A 16,886-nucleotide genomic window follows, 5' to 3' on the forward strand; every position below is an offset into this window, starting at 1 on the left:
CCGCATGCTGGTCCTCCTCGCTGCGTTCGCCCTGGTGCCGCTCGTCATGCCGGTGCTGGTGCGCCGCATGGGGTCGAGGGCCTTCCTGCTCGCCGCGATCCTGCCGCTCGTGGCGTTCGCCGACACGGTGCTGCAGACCCCCGCCGTCCTCGCGGGGGAGGTGCCGACCGAGCGGTTCGAGTGGATCCCCGGGCTCGGCATCGCGCTGTCGATGCGGATGGACACACTGTCCTGGCTGCTCGCGCTGGTCGTCACCGGCGTCGGCGCGCTCGTGATGATCTACTGCACCTGGTACTTCAAGGGGAAGAAGTCCGGGCTCGGCCAGTTCACCGCGGTGCTGCTCGCGTTCGCGGGCGCCATGTACGGTCTCGTGCTCACCGACGACATCGTCGTGCTGGTGATGTTCTGGGAGGTCACGAGTGTCCTCTCCTACCTGCTGATCGGGTTCTACCACGCCCGCGGCGCCAGCCGTCGTGCCGCGCTGCAGGCCCTCCTCGTCACGAGCCTCGGCGGCCTCGTCATGCTCATCGGCGTGGTCCTGCTCGTCGTGCAGGCCGGCACGTCGAGCCTGTCCGTCATCCTCGCCGAGGCGCCCACCGGCCCCGTCGTCGACGCGGCGCTCGTGCTCATCCTCGTGGGCGCGCTGAGCAAGTCCGCGATCTTCCCGTTCCACTTCTGGCTCCCCGGCGCCATGGCCGCCCCCACGCCGGTGAGCGCCTACCTCCACGCGGCGGCGATGGTGAAGGCGGGCATCTACCTCATCGCGCGATTCGCGCCGGTGTATGCGCTCGAGGCTCCGTGGCGTCCGGTCGTGATCGTCCTCGGCGTCTTCACGATGCTGCTCGGCGGCGTGCAGGCCATGCGCGAGCACGACCTCAAGCGCATCCTCGCGTTCGGCACCGTGAGCCAGCTCGGCTTCCTCACCGTGGTGCTCGGCTTCGGCACCCGCGACGCCGCGCTCGCCGGGCTCGCGCTCCTCCTCAGCCACGCGCTGTTCAAGTCCTCGCTCTTCCTCGTGGTCGGCATCATCGACCACCAGGTCTCCACCCGCGACATCACCGAGCTGTCCGGCGTCGGTCGGCAGGCACCCGCGCTCGCCGCGTTCTCGATGATCGCGATCGCCTCGATGGCCGGGATCATCCCCACGATCGGCTTCGTCGCCAAGGAGGGGGTGCTCGCCGCCTTCCTCGACGACGGATCGGCATGGGGATGGGTCGCGCTCGTCGGCGTCGCGCTCGGCTCCGTGCTCACCGTCGCGTACGGCATGCGGTTCGTCTGGGGCGCGTTCTGGACGAAGAAGGACGCCGACGGCACCGCCCGCACGCCGACCGACTGGCCGCGCCCGGGCGCGGGTTTCACCGCGGTGCCCGTGCTGCTGTCGGCGCTCACGCTCGTGAGCGGGTTCGCCGCGTCGTGGCTCGACACCGCGTTCAGCGGCTACGCCGACCTCATCCCCGCCCACGGCGAGCACGTCGCGCACCTGGCCCTCTGGCACGGGTTCGAGCCGGCGCTGTGGATCTCGCTCGGCACGATCGTCGTCGGCGCCCTCGTCTTCTGGCTCGCAGCCCGCACGCGCTGGAGCGGCCGGCCGAGGATGCTGCCGTTCACCGCCGTCGACGCCTACAACGGCACGATCCGCGGCGTGCTGAAGGCGGCCGTGTTCACGACGAGCCTCACCCAGCGCGGGTCGCTGCCCCTGTACGTCGGCACGATCTTCATCGTCTTCGTCGCCGCGCAGGGGACGGCACTGCTCGCCGGCGACCAGTGGCGCGCCGAGCTCGACGCCTGGCAGTCGCCCGTGCAGCCGGTCGTGGCCCCGATCATGATCATCGCCGGCGTGCTGTCGGTGATCGCCCGCAAGCGGTACAGCGGCGTCGTCCTCGTCGCGGTCACGGGGCTCGGGATGGTGTTCCTCTTCGCCTCCAGCGGTGCGCCCGACCTGGCGCTCACGCAGGTGCTCGTCGAGACCGTCACCCTCGTCGCGTTCGCGCTCGTGCTGCGCCGCATCCCGGCGCGGATGGGCGACCACAACGCATCCGTCGCCCCGATCGCCCGCGCGGTGCTCGCGGTCGGCGTCGGCCTGACGATGGCCCTCGTCGCGATCGTCGCCGCCGGTGCCCGGGTCACCCGCCCCATCTCCGAGGCCTTCCCCGACCTCGCGTACGAACTCGGTCACGGTAAGAACGTCGTCAACGTGGCGCTCGTCGACCTCCGCGGCTGGGACACGATGGGCGAGTTGTCGGTGCTCATCCTCGCCGCGACCGGCGTCGCCTCGCTCGTGTTCGTCACCCACCGCGCCGACACGCTGTCCGACCTCACCCGCCCGCTGCAGCAGGTGCGCAAGCGCCGCCTCCTGGTCGAGACCGAGGAGGGCGTGCGCCCCCAGGCGTCCGGGGTGACCGGGCAGCGCGCGTGGCTCCTCGGCGGGCAGCGCGTGCGGCCAGAGAACCGGTCGATCCTGCTCGAGATCATGGTGCGGATCCTGTTCCACTCCGTGATCATCGTGTCGCTGTACCTGCTGTTCGCCGGGCACAACCTCCCCGGCGGCGGATTCGCCGGCGGGCTCGTCGCCGGCATGGCGCTCGTCATGCGGTACGTCGCCGGCGGTCGCTACGAGCTCGGCGTCGCCGCGCCCGCGGACGCCGGGCGCCTCCTCGGCGCGGGCATGATCCTCGCGGTCGGCTGCGCCGTCGTGCCGCTGTTCTTCGGCGCAGCGCCCCTCACCAGCGCGTTCTTCGAGGTGGAGGTGCCGCTGCTCGGCCACATCGAGTTCGTCAGCTCCACGATCTTCGACATAGGCGTGTACCTCGTCGTCATCGGTCTCGTGCTCGACGTGCTCCGCAGCCTCGGCGCGGAGGTCGACCGGCAGGGGCTCGACGAGCCCGCGAAGGAGGTGAGCCCGCGATGACCGTCTCGCTCGTCCTCATCGTCGTCATGGCGGTGCTCTTCGCCTGCGGCGTCTACGCCATGCTCGAGCGCAGCCTCACCCGCGTGCTCATCGGCTTCCTGCTGCTCGGCAACGCGACCAACCTGCTGCTGCTCATCGTCATGGGCGCCCCCGGGATCGCGCCGTTCTTCGGCGACGGCGAGGTCGCCGAGTTCTCCGACCCGCTGCCGATGGCGCTGACGCTCACCGCCATCGTCATCACCTTCGCCGTGTCGGCCTTCCTCCTCGCGCTGATCTACCGGTCCTGGCAGCTCGGTCAGGCCGACACCGTCGAGGACGACGTCGAGGACATCGCCGTCCGCGCCCGCGGCTCGGAGACCGACGACTCGATGGAGCAGGAGATCACCGACGAGGACGACGACGCCACGAGCGACTTCGTCGACATCGACACCTCCCCGATCACCGTGCTCGGCAGCGCGGACGTCCCGGGACTCCGGGACGACGCCCCCACCGACCGCGGCCCCGAAGGCGGTGATGCATGACCTCCCTCGTACCGCTGCTCGTCACGCTGCCGCTGCTCGGCGCGGCGATCGCCCTCGTGTTCGGCCGTCGCCGCCGCATCCAGGTGGGAGTGTCGATCACGACGCTCACCGCCGTCATGGTGCTGGCCGCCGTGCTCCTGTACGTCGTCGACTCCGGCACGCCCCTGGCGGTCGAGGTGGGCGGGTGGCCGATGCCGTTCGGCATCGTGCTCTACGTCGACCGGCTCGCGGCGCTGCTGGTGCTCGTGTCGAGCATCGTGCTGCTCGCGGTCCTCCTCTTCTCGGTCGGCCAGGGCGCGGCGGACGGCGACGACGACACCCCGGTGTCGATCTTCCACCCGTCGTACCTCATCCTCGCCGCGGGCATCTTCAACGCCTTCGTCGCCGGCGACCTGTTCAACCTCTACGTCGGGTTCGAGATCCTCCTCGTCGCCTCGTACGTGCTCATCACCCTCGGCGGCACCGAGGCCCGCATCCGCTCGGGCATCGTCTACATCGTCGTCTCGCTCGTCTCCTCGGTGCTCTTCCTCGCCGCGATCGCGATGGTCTACGCCGCGCTCGGCACCGTGAACATGGCGCAGATCTCGGAGCGGATGACGGAGATCCCGCAGGACGTGCAGCTCGTGCTGCACCTCATGCTGCTCCTCGCGTTCAGCATCAAGGCGGCCGTCTTCCCGCTCTCGTTCTGGCTGCCGGACTCGTACCCGACCGCCCCGGCCCCGGTCACGGCCGTGTTCGCAGGCCTGCTGACCAAGGTCGGCGTCTACGCGATGATCCGCACCGAGACGCAGCTGTTCGCCGACAACGACGTGAACACCCTGCTGCTCATCGTGGCGCTCGCGACGATGATCGTCGGCGTGCTGGGTGCCGTCGCGCAGGCGGAGCTGAAACGCATCCTGTCGTTCACCCTCGTCAGCCACATCGGCTACATGGTGTTCGGGCTCGCCATCGCGACCCCGGCGGCCATCGGCGCGACGATCTACTACATGGTCCACCACATCGTGGTGCAGACCACCCTGTTCCTCGCGGTGGGACTCGTGGAGCGACAGGCCGGCACCACCTCGATCCTGAAGCTCAAGGGCATGATGAAGGCCGCGCCGGTGCTCGCCGTGCTCTACTTCATCCCCGCGATCAACCTCGGCGGGCTGCCCCCGTTCTCCGGGTTCATCGGCAAGTACGCCCTGTTCGACGCCGCGGCGCAGGATGGCTCCCCGCTCATGATCGTGCTGATCGTCGGCGGTGTCGTGACCTCGCTCCTCACGCTCTACGCCCTCATGCGCGCGTGGAACCTCGGGTTCTGGCGCGAGGACGAGAACGCCGAGGAGCCCGGCGAGGTCGAGGCGCGGCTGTCCTACCTCGGCGACGCCCCCGCCGCCACGGTCGAGACCGGCACCCGTGCCATCCCGCGCGTCATGATCGCCGCGACCGCGGGCATGGTCGCCGTGACCGTCGCCCTGACCGTGTTCGCCGGGCCGCTCTACGACGTGTGCGTCCGCATCGGCGACGCGCTCGTGCAGCCCGTGCAGCTCGTGCAGGTCGAGGAGTACGCGGAGGTGGTCGAGTGAAGACGTCCGTCCGCCACTTCCTCGCCACCACCTGGCGACAGCTGCCGTTCTTCCTGTGGCTGATCGCACTGTGGATGCTGCTGTGGGGGCAGTTCACGCTGCTCGCCTTCATCACGGGCCTCGCCGCCGCGGTGCTCGTGACGGTCGTGTTCCGCCTGCCGCCGGTCGAACTCTCCGGTCGGCTCAACCTCTGGTGGGGCCTGGTGTTCGTCGTCACCTTCATCGGGGCGCTCATCCGTGGTTCGCTCACCGTCGCATGGCAGGTGCTGGACCCGCGGCACGATCCGGGCGCGGCCATCATCGCCGTGCCCATGCTCGTCGACGACGACCTCATCCTGGCCCACACCGCGGTGACCTGCTCGCTCATCCCGGGGTCGCTGATCATCGACGTCGACCGGGAACGCGGCATCCTCTACCTGCACGTCATCGGCGTCCGCGACGACGACGACCTCGAGGCGCAGAAGCAGACCGTGCTGCGGTGGGAGCGGCGGATCGTCCGTGCGGTCGGTTCGCGGGCGCAGCTCGCGCAGATCAGGGGAGGTGCGGCGTGAACGTCCTGCTCGTCATCGTGTACGCGGTCTTCGCCGTCGCCGCGGTGCTCACCCTGTGGCGCATCGTCGTCGGCCCGTCGATCCTCGACCGCGCCGTCGCATCCGATGTGCTCCTCACCGAGGTGCTGTGTGTCCTCGGCACGGAGATGGCGATCAACCAGCACACCCGGACGCTGCCGGTGCTGCTCGTGATCGCGGGGGTCGGGGTGTTCGGGTCCATCTCCATCGCCCGGTTCGTCGCACGGAGGGACGGTGACCGCCGATGATCCGCTTCGCAGCCGTCGGGACCGACGCCGCCGCGACCGCGCCGGACGCCTGGATCGACGTCGTGGTGCTCGTGCTCATCCTCGCCGGGGCGGTGCTGTGCCTCACGGCCGCGATCGGGCTGCTCCGCTTCCGCGACGTGCCGACGCGGTTGCACGCCGCCACGAAGCCGCAGGTGCTCGGCCTCATCCTCATCTGCCTGGCGATCGCGCTGTCGCTGCGGTCGTGGCCGGTGGTCGCGTTCCTCGTGCCGGTGGTGCTCATCCAGCTCGCGACGGCGCCGCTGTCGGCGCACATGGTCGGGCGCCAGGCGTACCGGAACGGCACGTACGAACGCACCTCGCTCTACGTCGACGAGCTCGAGGCCGCCAAGCGCACCCCGCCCGCATCCGGCGGCTGAGCTCCGCGCCGCATCCCGTCCGGGTCAGGACGCCGAAACTGCATCTGCGCGACGAGACTGCTGACATTGGATGCAGTCTCGTCGCGCAGAAGCAGTCTCGCGGTTCACCGGCCTCGCGGTTCAGGGGGTCAGTACCAGTCGGTGGCCTGCGAGTGCGACCACGCGGCGCACGGGGTGCCGTACGCGCGGGAGATGTAGTCCAGGCCCCAGGCGATCTGGGTCGCGGCGTTCTCGCGCCAGTCCGCGCCGACCGTGGCCATCTTGTCGCCGGGCAGCGACTGCGGGATGCCGTAGGCACCGCTCGAGGGGTTCTCGGCCCGGAAGTCCCAGCTCGACTCCTTCGTCCACAGCGAGTCGAGGCAGGAGAACTGCCCGTCGCCCCAGCCGAAGCGGTCGGCGGCCATGGCGCGCGCGGTCCCGCGGGCACCCTCGGGGCTGTTCGCGGCGGCCAGTGCCTCGGCGGCGGCCTGTGCGGCGGCAGCGGCGGCGGCCTGCTCCGCCTCCCACGTCTTCAGCGCCGCAGAGGTCGCGCGCACGCTCGTACGGAGCTGGCCGATGAGCGCGTCCACCGCGTCCTGCGGCATGGTGTCCGCGTCCGCGAGCTGCGCGATGCGCACCCGCAGGCCGGTCGTGTCGACCTTGCCGTCCGCTGCGGCCGCGGTGGTGCGGGCGATGCCGAGGTAGAAGGCGGCGTCGGCGTCGACCGCGCGCACCTGCGCGGGTGCGGCGTCGGCCACCACGGGCTCGGCCGCCTGTGCGGCGGTGATGCCGACACCCGCGCCGGCGGCGAGGGCGACGACACCGGCGACGAGCGCGGCGGCGGTACGGGGGCGGACACGGGGACGGGGGGATGCGGCGGGCGCGGACGTGCGAAGGCGCACAGGGCTCCTTTGTTCGGGCTTCCCCGTGGGCCGGGCCGCCGGAACGGCAGGCGGGCTCGACGTGCAGGACACGCGCGCACGGGTCGGTCGCCCCGGTGTGCGCGTCGTGGGCACGCGGCGGAACCCGCCGCATCCGGGGCATCCACCAGGGCCGTCGGGCCGGCGCAGCGGACCCGGCAACGGTAGACGGTCCGTCTGGACGGCTCCCGACCGTTACCTGGTCGTGACCTGAGGGCGCTCAGACCATGATGCTCGGCGCGAGGTCGCGCAGCGTGTGCCGGTGGGTCATGCGTGTGACGCCGAAGACGGCGACCACGAGGGCGCCCAGCATCCAGGTCAGGAGCACCGTGACGTCGCCCCCGATGCGGGCGAGGTCGCCGCCGTACATGAGCTGGCGCATCGCGTCGACGACGTAGCCCATGGGCAGCACCTGGTGCAGCGCCGCGAGCGGTGCGGGCAGCGTCTGCCACGGGAAGGTGCCGCCCGCGGTCACCAGCTGCAGCACCATGAGCACGAGGCCGAGGAACTGCCCGACCGATCCCAGCCACACGTTCAGCGCGAGGATGATCGCCGCGTAGACGAACGAGGCGAGCGCCATCACGCCGAGGGTGGCCAGCGGGTTCGCGAACGAGAACCCGAGGGCGAGCGCGAGCACCCCGAACAGGGCAACCATCTGGATGCCGCCGAGCACGGCCGGGGTCAGCCAGCCGGCGATCGTGACCCGGACGGGGGAGTGGAGCGCCGTGACCGCCCGGCGCGAGATCGGCTTCACGATGAGGAACAGCGCGTAGATGCCGATCCAGCCGGCGAGGGCCGCGAAGAACGGCGCGAGCCCGGCGCCGTACTCGCCGGCGGAGGCGACGTTGTCGGACGAGATCGCGACGGGGTCCGCGATCGTCTGCGCCTGATCGGTGCGCAGGGAGGGGTCGGATGCGGGGATCTGCGTGACCGCGTCCGTCAGGCCACTGTGCAGGTCGCCCGCACCGGAGGAGAGTTCGGCGAGTCCGCCGTCGAGCGTGGCGGCGCCGTCGCTGAGGGACACGGTGCCCGAGTGCAGCGCGCCCGCCCCGGATGCGGCGGATGCGGCGCCGGCGGCGACCTGTGCGGCGCCGGATGAGAGCTGCGTCGCGCCGCCGGACAGCTGCGCGGCGCCGGTGGAGAGCTGGGCGGCACCGGCGGCGAGGGTGTCGACCTGCGCGACCGCGGACTGCACGGTGCTGTTGGCCTCCGTCAGCCGCGTCGCGAGCGGCTCCAGGCGGGCGAGGATCGCCTCGATCTGCTCCGGGGTGAAGCCCTGCTCGGCGAGATCGGCCTCGAGGTCGCTCCGCAGCTGCGGCAGCGCGTCGACGGCGGCCTGCGCGGCGGCGCCGGCCTGATCGGCGTAGCCGTCGAGCGTCGCGGTGCCCGCGGCGACCTGCTGCGCGCCGTCGGCGACGCGCGCGGCGCCGTCGGCCACGCCCGCAGCGCCGGACGCGACCTGCGCGGTGCCGGTCGCGAGCGTCCCGGTCCCCGCGGCGAGCTCGCCCGCGCCGGCTTCGAGCTGCGCGGCCCCTGCGGCGAGGTCCGTCGCCCCGGAGGCGGCGCTGCCCGCGCCGTCCGCGAGCCGACCGGCCCCGTCGGCGGCGGTGGCGAAGCCCTCGCGCGCATCGGCGAGTCCGTCCAGCAGCTGCCCGGCCGCCTGTTCGCCGACCATCTCGGACACGGAGGTGCGGATGCGCTCGATCGCCTGCGCCCCGATCGTCGAGGCGAGGTAGTTGTTCGCGTCGTTCGTGGCCAGCAGCAGCGTCGCCTGGTGGGGGCTCTCCCCGCCCGCCGACGCGAGGGCGGTGGAGAAGTCCGCGGGGATGGTGACGGCGAAGTCGACCTCGCCCCGCTCCAGCGCGGTGCGCGCCTCGGCGCCGTCCATGCGCCGCCAGTCGAACGACCCGTCCTCGACGAGGTTCGCGGCGACCTCGTCGCCGTACCGGGTCTCCTCGCCGTCGACCACCGCACCCTCGTCGGACACCACGAGCGCGACCGGCACCTGGTCGAGCCGGCTGTAGGGGTCCTGGTTCGCCCAGAGGTACAGCCCGCCGTACAGGATCGGCACGATCATGAGCGCGGCGAGGGCGAGCCGTGCCATGCCGCGGGAGGTCAGCCGACGGAACTCCGCCAGGATCATCGCGGGGATCTTCATCGGGCGGCCTCCTCGGTCTCGGCGCGGGCGGCCCGGCCCGCGAGGACGGATGCGGATGCGGCGCCGGCGATGACGAGCACGGCGTACCCGCGCCCGCCGAACTCCTCGGCGAGGTCCCACCAGGCGGCGGGGTCGCCGCCGTGCCGGTCGGGGGAGACGAGGACGAGCCCCTCGACGTCGGGCCGGAGGGCCGCGAGTTCGAGCAGGAGCCGCAGTCGCATCGTCGGCGCGACGTCGGCGATCGGGACGTTCGCGAGCGAGGCCATGCCGATCTCGGCGAGCCAGGTGCGCACGGCGCGGCGGCCGGAGGCGCGGCCGGCGAACATGAGCTCCTCCGCGGCGACGCCCAGCACCGACACGTCCGGGGCAGGGGCGGACACCTCGGGGGCGTCGACCAGCGCGACCCGGCGGCGCACGGCCGCGGTGTCCTCCGCGCCGTCGATGAGGATGCGACCGGTGCCCGGCCGCATCCGTCCCGAGGCGATGAGCCCCAGGACGGTCGGCCGCTGCTCGGTCTCGGCCAGGGCCAGGCGTGCGGCGCCGGCGCCATAGGCGAGCGTCGTCTCCGGGAGCGCGAGTCCGCGCCCCTTCGACACCTGCTGCAGTTCGATGCGCATCAGTCGGTTTCCTGTTCCAGATCCGGGTTCGCGGTGAGCACCGCGAGACTTTCGCGCCACGACAGACCGGCGATGCCCAGCACGGCTTTGACCGCGACGGTCGGCACGGCGGTGGACGGCACGTCCAGACGGACCACCGCGGTGCGGGCCGCCTCCTCGATGAGCCGCGCGAGCAGCGGGGCCTCGAGGTCGGTGCGGATGCTGCCGGCATCCTGTCCGGCGCGCACGATCGCCAGGACGCGTTCGCGCAGGGGGCGCAGGGCGGCGGCGGTCTCGGCGAGGTGCGTCTCGTCGAGTGCGAGGGATGCGGCGAAGCGCACCTGCGCGGCCTCGCGCCACAGTCGCACGGCGAGCCGGGCGAGCGCGGTGGGGGCGTCGGTGTCGTCGAGCTGTGCGGCGATCGCGTTGAACCGGTCGGCACCGGTGCGGATGAGTTCACTCAGCAGCGCGTCGCGGTCGGCGAAGTGGCCGTACACCGCCCGCCGCGAGAGGCCGGCGGCGCGGGCGATCGCGTCCATGGACGCGGCCGGGTCCTGGGCGACGACGCGACGTGCGGCGGTGAGCAGCGCGGCGCGGTTGGCGACCGCATCCCGTCGTGGGCGGGTCGGGGTCGTCGTGGTCACCGCAGCATCCTACGCCCGAACCTGCACACCCATGTGCAGGTTCTCCGGACACAGCTGCGGAGCTGAGACGACGACACCCCGGCCGAACCACGTTCGCGCCGGGGTGTCGCGGAGTCGCCTCCGCAGCTGTGTTCGGGTCAGTCGGTGCCGAAGTCGAAGGCCGAGGCTTCGTTCGCGGCGTCGGTGGCCTCCGCGAGCTGGGTCTGCTCGGCCGTCGCGCGCTGGGCGCTCTCGGTGATCTCCTCGGCCTCGCCGCGACGCAGCGAGCCGACCAGGGCGCCGGTCGGGCCGCCGATGAGGCCCATGCCGGCGTACTGCTCGAGGCGGGTGCGCGAGTCGGCGATGTCGAGGTTGCGCATGGTGAGCTGGCCGATGCGGTCGGTGGGGCCGAAGGCGGCGTCGCCGACGCGCTCCATCGAGAGCTTGTCCGGGCCGTACGACATGACCGGTGCGGTGGTGTCGAGCACGGTGTAGTCCTCACCGCGGCGCAGGCGCAGGGCGACCGTGCCGGTGATGGTCGAACCGACCCACTTCTGGATCGACTCGCGCAGCATGAGCGACTGCGGCTCGAGCCACCGGCCCTCGTACATGAGGCGGCCGAGGCGGCGGCCCTGCTCGTGGTAGGTCGCGAGGGTGTCCTCGTTCACGATGGCGTTGACGAGCCGCTCGTAGGCGATGAACAGCAGCGCCATGCCCGGGGCCTCGTAGATGCCGCGGGACTTCGCCTCGATGATGCGGTTCTCGATCTGGTCGCTCATGCCGAGGCCGTGACGGCCGCCGATGCGGTTGGCCTCGAAGACGAGCTCGACCGGGTCGGTGTACTCCACGCCGTTCAGCGCGACCGGGCGGCCGCGGTCGAACGTCACGGTGACGTCCTCGGTGGCGATCTCGACCTCGGGGTCCCAGAACCGGACGCCCATGATCGGCTCGACCGTCTCGAGCGACACGTCGAGGTGCTCGAGCGTCTTCGCCTCGTGGGTGGCGCCCCAGATGTTCGCGTCGGTCGAGTACGCCTTCTCCGCCGAGTCGCGGTAGGGGAAGCCGTGCTCGACGAGCCACTCGCTCATCTCCTTGCGGCCGCCGAGCTCGGTGACGAAGTTCGCGTCGAGCCACGGCTTGTAGATGCGCAGAGCGGGGTTCGCGAGCAGGCCGTAGCGGTAGAACCGCTCGATGTCGTTGCCCTTGTAGGTGGAGCCGTCGCCCCAGATGTCGACGCCGTCCTCCTTCATGGCGCGCACGAGGAGCGTGCCGGTGACGGCGCGGCCGAGGGGCGTGGTGTTGAAGTAGGTGCGGCCGCCGGAACGGATGTGGAACGCGCCGCAGGACAGGGCGACGAAGCCCTCCTCGACCAGCGCGGTCTTGCAGTCGACCAGGCGCGAGACCTCGGCGCCGTACTGCGTCGCACGGCCCGGGATCGACGCGATGTCGTCCTCGTCGGGCTGGCCCAGGTCGCCGGTGTAGGTGCAGGGGATGGCGCCCTTGTCGCGCATCCAGGCCACGGCGACGGAGGTGTCGAGTCCCCCCGAGAATGCGATGCCGACGCGCTCGCCGACGGGGAGGGACTCGAGAACCTTGGTCATGACGTCGATTCTACCGGCGCGTCGGGCGCGCTCATGCGGATGCCGCGTGGCCCGGGCGCTGGCGGCGGCACGACATCTCCGCCACGATGACCGGATGGGGATCCACGTGAACGCCGACACCTTCGTCCGTGCCGAGACCGCCCGGATGTTCGCCGACATCCAGCGGGATGCGGGCGGGGTGAACCGCTTCCGCCATAACCGGACGCCTGCGCCGATCGAGGAGCAGACGGTGATCCGGCTGAACCGCGACACCCTCTACAGCTTCGCGATCGTGGACGTGCGCGCCGGGGCGACGCTCACCCTCCCCGACGCCGGCGGCCGGTACCTCTCGGCGATGGTCGTCGACGAGGGCCACTTCGTGCGGGCGGTCTGGCACGAGCCGGGAATGCACGACCTCCGAGACGTGATCGTCGACGGCGACCACGTCCTGGTCGCCGTCCGGACGCTCGTCGACCCGACCGACCCCGCGGACGTCGCCGAGGTCGCACGGGTGCAGGACGCGCTCGTGCTCGAGGCGGCCTCGTCCATCCCGTTCGACCTCCCGGACTACGACACCGCATCCTTCGACGCGACGCGCGACGCCCTGCTGGCGCTCGCCGCCGGTCTCACCGGGTTCGAGCGCATGTTCGGCGGTCCGGACGAGGTCGACCCGGTGCGCCATCTCATCGGCACCGCCGCGGGCTGGGGCGGGCTGCCGACCTCCGAGGCCACCTACATCGGGGTCGCGCCCGGCCTCGCCCCCGGCGCGTACGACCTCGTGATGCGCGACGTGCCGGTCGACGCCTTCTGGTCGATCTCGGTCTACAACGCACGCGGGTTCTTCGAACCGAACCCGTGGGGCCGCTACACGGTCAACTCGGTCACCGGCGTGCCCGACGCCGACGGTGCGGTCACCGTGCGGTTCCGCACCGAGGACGGCGGCGAGCCGAACACCGTCATCGTCCCCGAGGGGTGGAACCTGCTGGTGCGGCTCTACCGCCCGCGTCCGGCCGCGTTGGACGGGTCGTGGCGGGTGCCGGAGCTCGTCCCGGCCGGTTGATGGCGGCACGGATGTCGTCCTGACCGGCCCTTCCGCGCCCGCTCGTTAGGATGGGGTGTACCGGTCCAACACCGAGGGAGCATCCCACATGCCAGGCATCGTGATCGTCGGCGTCCAATGGGGCGACGAAGGCAAGGGGAAGGCCACCGACCTCCTCGGCGACCGGACCGACTGGGTGGTGAAGTTCAACGGCGGCAACAACGCCGGCCACACCGTCGTCATCGGCGATGAGAAGTACGCGCTGCACCTGCTGCCCAGCGGCATCCTCTCGCCCGGCGTGAACGCCGTCATCGGCAACGGCGTGGTCGTCGACCTCGAGGTGCTGTTCGCCGAGATCGAGGCGCTGAACGCCCGCGGGCTCGACACGTCGCGCCTGCGCATCAGCGCCAACGCGCACGTCATCACGCAGTACCACCGCACCCTCGACAAGGTCACCGAGCGCTTCCTCGGCAAGCGCCAGATCGGTACCACCGGTCGCGGGATCGGCCCGGCCTACGCCGACAAGATCAACCGGGTCGGCATCCGCATCCAGGACCTCTTCGACGAGAACATCCTGCGGCAGAAGGTCGAGGGCGCCCTCGACCAGAAGAACCACCTGCTGCTGAAGGTCTACAACCGGCGCGCGATCGCGGTCGACGAGATCGTCGAGGACCTGCTGTCGTACGTCGACCGGCTGCGCCCGATGGTCGCCGACACCGGCCTCATGCTCAACGACGCGCTCGACCGCGGCGAGGTCGTCGTGTTCGAGGGCGGCCAGGCGACCATGCTCGACGTCGATCACGGCACCTACCCGTTCGTGACCTCCTCCTCCGCGACGGCGGGCGGCGCGGCCACCGGTTCCGGCGTCGGCCCCAACCGCCTGGACCGCATCGTCGGCATCGTGAAGGCGTACACGACGCGCGTCGGGTCCGGCCCGTTCACCACCGAGCTGTTCGACGAGCAGGGCGACTGGCTGCGCTCGCGCGGCTTCGAGTTCGGCACCACGACCGGCCGACCGCGCCGCGTCGGCTGGTACGACGCCCCGGTGACCCGGTACGCGACCCGCATCAACGGCATCACCGACCTCGTGCTCACCAAGCTCGACATCCTCACCGGCCTCGAGCGGATCCCGGTGTGCGTCGCCTACGACGTCGACGGCGAGCGGTTCGACGAGGTGCCCGTCAACCAGACCGACTTCCACCACGCGAAGCCGATCTACGAGTACTTCCCCGGTTGGACCGAGGACATCTCCACCGCGCGCACCTTCGAAGACCTGCCGCAGACCGCGCAGGACTACGTGCTCGCCCTCGAGGCGATGAGCAACACCCGCATCTCGGTGATCGGTGTGGGCCCCGCCCGCGACGCCGTCATCGTGCGCCACGACCTCGTGGACTGACACGCCGATGCGCTTCTGGGCGGGCGGGTACGGCGCCGACATGGACGGCGCCGCGGACGGTGTCGGCGAGGTGCTCGCCGGTACGCCGGACGACCACCTGGCCGGCGGCCCGCTCGGTTTCGGCGGCACGGTCGCCGCAGCGCCCTCCCCGTCGTGGATCGCCGCGCACCCCACGCTCGACGTGCTCTACGCCGCGCTCGAGGGGGTCGGCGCCGTCCAGGCGTTCCGCCGCACCGGGGAGCGCTCGTTCGCCCGGCTGGGAGCGCCCGTCCACGCCGGTGAGGCGCTCTGTCACGTCGCCGTCGCGCCCGACGGCGGGTCGCTCATCGCGAGCTGCTGGGGCGACGGTGCCGTGGTGCGGATGCGGCTCGACGCCGCCGGCGCCCCGACCGATCCCGTCACGGCGCCCGCCGCATCCGATCCGTACGCGGACGGCGGCACCGTGACCTCACCGACAGCTGCGCCCGAGCTGGATCTCGCCGCCGCCGCCCGTGCCCTGCGCGAGGCCGCCGGCGCGGAGTACGCGCATCTCGTGCCGGACATCGCGGATGCGGAGGACGCCGTCGAAGAGGCGGAGCCCGCCGAGCGCGTCTCCCGCGCGCATCAGGCGGCGTTCCTCCCCGACGGCCGAATCGCCACCACCGACCTCGGCTACGACCTCGTGCGCATCTGGCGCCCCACCGAGCGCGGCCTGCGGGAGGACGGCCGGGTCGCACTGCCGCGCGGCACGGGTCCCCGGCACATGGTGGTCCACCCGAGCGGACACCTCTACGTCGTCACCGAGCTCAGCCGCGAGGTCTTCGTGCTCACGCCCGACGAGCGCGGTGACTTCCACCTCTTCTCGGCGGCGCCGCTCGGCCCCGGGACCTCGGCGGACGACACCGCGGCCGAACTCGCCGTCTCCCGCGACGGGTCGTTCCTCTACGCGGGGGTCCGAGGCACCGACACGATCGCGGTGCTCCGGGTGACGGGCGCCGGAGAACTCCTCCGGCCGGTCGCGCTCGTGGAGAGCGGGGTCGTCTGGCCCCGGCACCACGTGGTCGTGCGCGACACCCTGCTCGTGGCGGGCCAGCGCTCGGACGAGGTGGCGTCCCTCACCCTCGACGAGCGCACCGGGGTGCCAGGGCGGGTGCGGCACCGCACCGCCGTGCCGGCGCCGACCTGCCTCCTGCCCGCGCGCTGAGCGCCGAACCCCCGGCTCAGAGCTTGGTGAGCTTCGAGTCCTGGGCGGGGATGAGCACCTGCTTGATGATGAGCAGGATCGACGCCGTGACCGGGATCGCGACGAGCGCGCCGAGCAGCCCCAGCAGGGTGCCGCCGACGAGTGCACCGATGACGACCAGCGAGCCCGGGATCGAGATCGCACGGTTCATGACCTTCGGCGTGAGCACGTATGCCTCGATCTGCATGTAGACGAGGTAGGCCGCGGCGAAGATGAGCGCGAAGAGCGGATTGGTGAACAGCGCCAGGGTCGTGCCGATGACCCAGAACAGCACCGAGCCGACGAGTGGGATGAGCGTGATGCAGAACGCGGTGACCGCCATGAGGAGCGGGAACGGCAGCCCCATCGCCAGGTAGAGGATGAACGCGACCACCGAGTTGAAGAACGCCAGGATCACCATGCCCATGAGGTAGCCGCCGATGGAGTCGGTGATCTGCTCGGTGAGGTCCTTCACCCGCGACCGGGCGTAGGCGGGGGCGACGAAGTAGAACGACTGCTTGATTACCGGCAGCGTGGCCAGGAAGTACAGGCTCAGCACCAGGATGATGATGACGCCCGAGATGCCGGTGGCGATCGAGGCGCCGATCTGGATGACGCCGCCGCCGATCGCGGCGATGTTGCTGGGGTTCGTGATGAACGACTGCGCCTGTGACAGCAGGTCCGAGACCGACGAGCCGAACGTGTCGTGGAGCCAGGCGTAGACGTCCGAGGCCATGAAGTCGGTGATGATCTGCGGGATGTCCTTGATGAACTGGGCCACCTGCTTCACCACCGTCGGGATGATGAGCATGAGGATGCCGACCAGCACGATCGCGAACCCGGCGTAGACGATCACGATGGCCCAGGGGCGGGAGAGCTTGTGCCGCGACAGCATCCGCACCACCGGGTCGAGTCCGAGGGCGGCGAACAGCGCGAACACGACGTAGATGATGACCGTCGACAGGTTCGACACCGCGAGCCCCAGCACGAACGCCGCGAGGCCGCCCAGCGTCACGAAGAACCCCAGCGCGAACGGCGACCGGACGGCCGTCAGGCGCACCGAGGAGGGGGCGGACGCGGGGGGCACGGGCGCTGTCGGGTCAGCGGAGGTGTCGCTCATGGGACTCACTCTAGGGGCGCCGGGGCGCGGCGGTGGGGGAGCCCCGCGATAGTGTCGGAGGAGAG

15 protein-coding genes are annotated in these 16,886 nt (G+C 71.6%); 9 read left to right on the forward strand and 6 right to left on the reverse strand.

All coding sequences use genetic code 11. From position 1 onward, the window contains the following. The first annotated feature begins 4 nt into the window (after positions 1-4). The 6 genes from ACWAUO_RS11010 to mnhG are packed head-to-tail and all read left to right on the forward strand — an operon-like array spanning position 5 to position 6,209. Positions 5-2,908 carry a Na+/H+ antiporter subunit A gene (locus ACWAUO_RS11010; protein ID WP_460775396.1) on the forward strand — a complete coding sequence of 968 codons (2,904 nt, stop codon included), beginning with the start codon at positions 5-7 and terminating at the stop codon, positions 2,906-2,908. Further along, complete coding sequence (locus ACWAUO_RS11015) at positions 2,905-3,429, forward strand: Na(+)/H(+) antiporter subunit C (protein ID WP_460775398.1); 525 nt, start codon at positions 2,905-2,907, stop codon at positions 3,427-3,429. The genes ACWAUO_RS11010 and ACWAUO_RS11015 overlap by 4 nt, the downstream gene beginning before the upstream one ends. Beyond that, positions 3,426-4,994, forward strand: a complete 1,569-nt coding sequence (locus tag ACWAUO_RS11020; RefSeq protein ID WP_460775399.1) for a Na+/H+ antiporter subunit D — start codon at positions 3,426-3,428, stop codon at positions 4,992-4,994. Before ACWAUO_RS11015 ends, ACWAUO_RS11020 begins: the two co-directional genes overlap by 4 nt. Continuing rightward, positions 4,991-5,545, forward strand: a complete 555-nt coding sequence (locus ACWAUO_RS11025; RefSeq protein ID WP_460775401.1) for a Na+/H+ antiporter subunit E — start codon at positions 4,991-4,993, stop codon at positions 5,543-5,545. The genes ACWAUO_RS11020 and ACWAUO_RS11025 overlap by 4 nt, the downstream gene beginning before the upstream one ends. Next, on the forward strand, positions 5,542-5,811 hold the full coding sequence (locus ACWAUO_RS11030; protein ID WP_460775402.1) for a monovalent cation/H+ antiporter complex subunit F: 270 nt from the start codon (positions 5,542-5,544) through the stop codon (positions 5,809-5,811). The genes ACWAUO_RS11025 and ACWAUO_RS11030 overlap by 4 nt, the downstream gene beginning before the upstream one ends. Beyond that, complete coding sequence (gene mnhG, locus ACWAUO_RS11035; RefSeq protein WP_460775404.1) at positions 5,808-6,209, forward strand: monovalent cation/H(+) antiporter subunit G; 402 nt, start codon at positions 5,808-5,810, stop codon at positions 6,207-6,209. Before ACWAUO_RS11030 ends, mnhG begins: the two co-directional genes overlap by 4 nt. Positions 6,210-6,337: 128 nt before the next feature. On the opposite strand, the gene ACWAUO_RS11040 is transcribed toward mnhG, so the two are convergent. From ACWAUO_RS11040 to argG, 5 genes are all read right to left on the reverse strand, one after another. Next, entirely contained in the window at positions 6,338-7,090 is a 753-nt protein-coding gene (locus tag ACWAUO_RS11040; protein ID WP_460775405.1) for an aggregation-promoting factor C-terminal-like domain-containing protein, read from the reverse strand. 238 nt (positions 7,091-7,328) lie between these two features. Beyond that, on the reverse strand, positions 7,329-9,266 hold the full coding sequence (locus ACWAUO_RS11045; RefSeq protein WP_460775406.1) for a YhgE/Pip family protein: 1,938 nt from the start codon (positions 9,264-9,266) through the stop codon (positions 7,329-7,331). Next, positions 9,263-9,883 carry a hypothetical protein gene (locus ACWAUO_RS11050; RefSeq protein WP_460775408.1) on the reverse strand — a complete coding sequence of 207 codons (621 nt, stop codon included), beginning with the start codon at positions 9,881-9,883 and terminating at the stop codon, positions 9,263-9,265. Before ACWAUO_RS11050 ends, ACWAUO_RS11045 begins: the two co-directional genes overlap by 4 nt. Beyond that, on the reverse strand, positions 9,883-10,506 hold the full coding sequence (locus ACWAUO_RS11055) for a TetR/AcrR family transcriptional regulator (protein ID WP_460775409.1): 624 nt from the start codon (positions 10,504-10,506) through the stop codon (positions 9,883-9,885). The genes ACWAUO_RS11050 and ACWAUO_RS11055 overlap by 1 nt, the downstream gene beginning before the upstream one ends. Before the next feature lie 137 nt (positions 10,507-10,643). Continuing rightward, entirely contained in the window at positions 10,644-12,086 is a 1,443-nt protein-coding gene (gene argG, locus ACWAUO_RS11060) for an argininosuccinate synthase (protein ID WP_460775411.1), read from the reverse strand. A gap of 94 nt (positions 12,087-12,180) precedes the next feature. Between argG and ACWAUO_RS11065 the strand changes: the two genes are divergently transcribed. The 3 genes from ACWAUO_RS11065 to ACWAUO_RS11075 all read left to right on the forward strand — a co-directional run bounded on the left by ACWAUO_RS11065 (position 12,181) and on the right by ACWAUO_RS11075 (position 15,683). Then, positions 12,181-13,125, forward strand: coding sequence for a DUF1254 domain-containing protein (locus ACWAUO_RS11065; RefSeq protein WP_460775412.1), 945 nt, complete (start codon positions 12,181-12,183; stop codon positions 13,123-13,125). An 88-nt stretch (positions 13,126-13,213) separates the two neighbouring features. Further along, positions 13,214-14,500 carry an adenylosuccinate synthase gene (locus ACWAUO_RS11070; RefSeq protein WP_460775413.1) on the forward strand — a complete coding sequence of 429 codons (1,287 nt, stop codon included), beginning with the start codon at positions 13,214-13,216 and terminating at the stop codon, positions 14,498-14,500. A 7-nt stretch (positions 14,501-14,507) separates the two neighbouring features. After that, entirely contained in the window at positions 14,508-15,683 is a 1,176-nt protein-coding gene (locus ACWAUO_RS11075) for a lactonase family protein (protein ID WP_460775415.1), read from the forward strand. 16 nt (positions 15,684-15,699) lie between these two features. On the opposite strand, the gene ACWAUO_RS11080 is transcribed toward ACWAUO_RS11075, so the two are convergent. Beyond that, positions 15,700-16,821, reverse strand: coding sequence for an AI-2E family transporter (locus ACWAUO_RS11080; protein WP_460775416.1), 1,122 nt, complete (start codon positions 16,819-16,821; stop codon positions 15,700-15,702). Positions 16,822-16,886 lie beyond the last annotated feature (65 nt).

The sequence above is a fragment of the Microbacterium sp. GXF7504 genome (assembly GCF_054798235.1).